This window comes from Dietzia sp. SYD-A1 (genome assembly GCF_015356725.1).
GTDB lineage: Bacteria > Actinomycetota > Actinomycetes > Mycobacteriales > Mycobacteriaceae > Dietzia.
The window spans coordinates 1-2,788 of sequence record NZ_JADDKI010000332.1 but is presented as its reverse complement, the minus strand read 5'-3'; the positions used below and the strand labels follow the sequence as shown (position 1 = coordinate 2,788).

The following is a 2,788-nucleotide window of genomic DNA, read 5'->3' as shown; positions in this document are numbered from 1 at the left end:
CATCCTGGGGGCGGGGATCGAGGCGGGCACGGCGGCGGCCCTCGTCGTCGCCGTCATGCTGACCTGACCCCCGCGCCCCAACGCCGGCCCGGTGCGCCGATCCGGTCAGGCGAGAGTGGTCATCCACCCGAAGGTGTCGTCCACCGAACCGCGCTGGATCCCGGTGAGGGTCTCACGCAGACGCATGGTGATCTCACCGGGGCCGCCGTCGCCGACGGTGTAGCCGCCCCCGCTGTGCCGGACGGACCCGACGGGGGTGATCACCGCCGCGGTCCCGCAGGCGAACACCTCGGTGATCTCCCCGGAGGCCACCCCGGTCTCCCACTCCTCCACCGAGACCTTCCGCTCGGTGACGGGATAACCGAGGTGCCGCGCGAGGCGGATGAGGCTGTCGCGTGTCACGCCGGGCAAGAGCGAACCGGACAGCTCCGGGGTGACGATCTCCGCCGAATCGCCGGTGCCGAGGATGAAGAACAGGTTCATCCCGCCCATCTCCTCGACGTACCTGCGCTCGATGGCGTCCAGCCACACCACCTGGTCGCACCCCTCGCCGGCGGCCTGCTCCTGCGCCCGCAACGATGCCGCGTAGTTCCCCCCGAACTTCGCCGCACCGGTTCCGCCCGGGCTGGCCCTCACGTATTCGGTGCTCAGCCACACGCTCACGGGGGCCACTCCACGCGAGAAGTAGGCGCCGGCGGGAGAGGCGATGACCGAGTAGAGGTACTCGTCGGCAGGCCGCACGCCCAGGCCCGTCTCCGTCGCGATCATGAACGGGCGCAGGTAGAGCGCCTCCTCCCCGCCGGCGGCGGGGACCCAGTCGCGGTCGATCGCCACGATCTGCCGCAGGGACTCCATGAAGAGCTCCTCGGGCAGCGTCGGCATGGCCAGACGCTGCGCGGACCGGTTGAAACGCGCCGCGTTCTGCTCCGGGCGGAAGGAGGCGATGGAGTCGTCGGCCTGCCGGTACGCCTTGAGGCCCTCGAAGATCGTCTGGGCGTAGTGCAGGACCACGGCGGAGGGGTCGATCGACAGCGGAGCGTAGGCCTCGACCGTCGGGGTACCCCAGGACCCGTCGGAGTACGGAAGGGTGACCATGTGGTCGGTGAAGTGCTTGCCGAAGCCGGGAGCCGCGAGGATGGCTTCGCGCTCGGCGGCCGTCCTCGGGTTGGCCGAGGGGCGGATGTCGAACTGGGACATGTCGTCTCGCTTAGGTGAGAAGGGGCGGGTCAGCGGGTGCGGATCTCGACGAGCGGCGGTACCGCGAGGCGGCACGGTACCTCACGCCCCCGTACGTCGACGACGACCTCGTCGCCCTTCTTGAGCCCGGCGTCCAGCTCGACGAATGCGAGCCCGATCCCCGTCTTCAGGGTCGGCGAGAACGTGCCGGAGCTGGTGACGCCCACGTCGCGTCCGCCGGCCCGCACGGTCTGGCCTGCGCGCAGCACCCCCCGGCCCGTGACCTCGAGTGCGTACATGCGCCGAGCGGGCCCGGCCTCCTTCTGACGCATCAGCTCGTCGCGCCCCCAGAAGGACGGCTTGTCCCAACCGATGGCCCATGCGCAGCGGGCTTCGAGCGGGCTGAGGTCGAGGGACAGCTCGTGTCCGTGCAACGGGTAACCGGCCTCGGTGCGCAACGAGTCGCGGGCACCCAGACCACACAGCGCACCCTCGCGCGCGAGGACCTGCTCGGCGAGCGCGTCCCAGACGGGACCGGCCTGGTCCCAGGCGGGCAGGACCTCGAAGCCGTACTCGCCGGTGTACCCGGTGCGGCAGACCCGGACGGGCTGCCCGTCCCAGTCGGCGTCGACGAAGGCCATGTAGTCCAGGTCGACGGGCAGGCCGACCGCGGTGAGGACCTCACCGGCGAGCGGGCCCTGCACGGCGATCACGGCGCGGGAGCGGTGCTCATCGGTGACGTCGACCTCGGGCGCCCGCTCCGCCGCCGCGGCCTGCATCCGTCGCACCACCTCGGCGGTGTTGGCGGCGTTGGGGATGAGGAAGACCTCTTGGTCGGAGACGCGGTAGGCGATGAGGTCGTCGACGACTCCCCCGGACTCGTCGCAGCACAGCGTGTACTGCGCACTGCCCGCCGAGATGCGGTCGAGGTCGTTGGTGACGCACGTGTTGACGAACTCGGCGGCTCCGGGACCGGTCACGAGTGCCTTCCCGAGGTGGCTGACGTCGAACAGTCCGACCGTGGTGCGGGTGGCGGTGTGCTCGGCCACCGTCCCCGTGTACTGCACGGGCATCGACCAGCCACCGAACGGGGCGAACGTGGCACCGGCCTCCACGTGACGGGAGTGCAGCGGCCCCTCGAAGAGGTCCCCGGTGTCTGTCATGTCGCCACTCCTCGCGCTCCTTGGTACGGCTGTGCTCCCACGGTAGTCGATAGACTATGGTGCCCCGGCCGTGGCGGTCCCGCCACGTCGTCAGGGCACCCGACACGTCCCGTACGTCCACGCCGAACGCCAGGAGTGCTTCATGCCCACCGCGCAGTCGATCCTCACCCACAGCCCGGACCTCGCCGTGATCGAGGCCGTCACGACACCTGTCGAGTCCGAGGTGGTCGTGGTCGGTATCGCCGCGGACGCGGGATCCGGGAACGGCGGCGGAGAGACGACAGCGGCCCCCGTCGTCGTCGCCCCGGGTCTCGACGGCGACTCGACCGCGGCGCTCGCGGACCTGGCCCACTCCGTCGGCGCCTCCACCAAGGTCGGGTCCACCACCCGCGTCCCGGCACCGGAGGGCGTCCCGGGACGGTCCGTGGTGCTCGTCGGCCTCGGATCCG

At 71.2% G+C, this 2,788-nt stretch carries 3 protein-coding genes; 1 reads left to right on the top strand and 2 read right to left on the bottom strand.

Translation table 11 applies throughout. The features are described from left to right. Positions 1 to 105 precede the first annotated feature (105 nt). Complete coding sequence (locus IY392_RS13095) at positions 106 to 1,197, bottom strand: branched-chain amino acid aminotransferase (protein ID WP_107756182.1); 1,092 nt, start codon at positions 1,195 to 1,197, stop codon at positions 106 to 108. 29 nt (positions 1,198 to 1,226) lie between these two features. Continuing rightward, positions 1,227 to 2,339, bottom strand: a complete 1,113-nt coding sequence (gene gcvT / locus IY392_RS13090) for a glycine cleavage system aminomethyltransferase GcvT (protein ID WP_107756181.1) — start codon at positions 2,337 to 2,339, stop codon at positions 1,227 to 1,229. Positions 2,340 to 2,409: 70 nt separating this feature from the next. Here gcvT and IY392_RS13085 point away from each other — a divergent pair. Further along, positions 2,410 to 2,788, top strand: a 379-nt coding sequence (locus IY392_RS13085) for a M17 family peptidase N-terminal domain-containing protein (RefSeq protein WP_309234180.1), incomplete at its 3' end; no start/stop codon positions are given.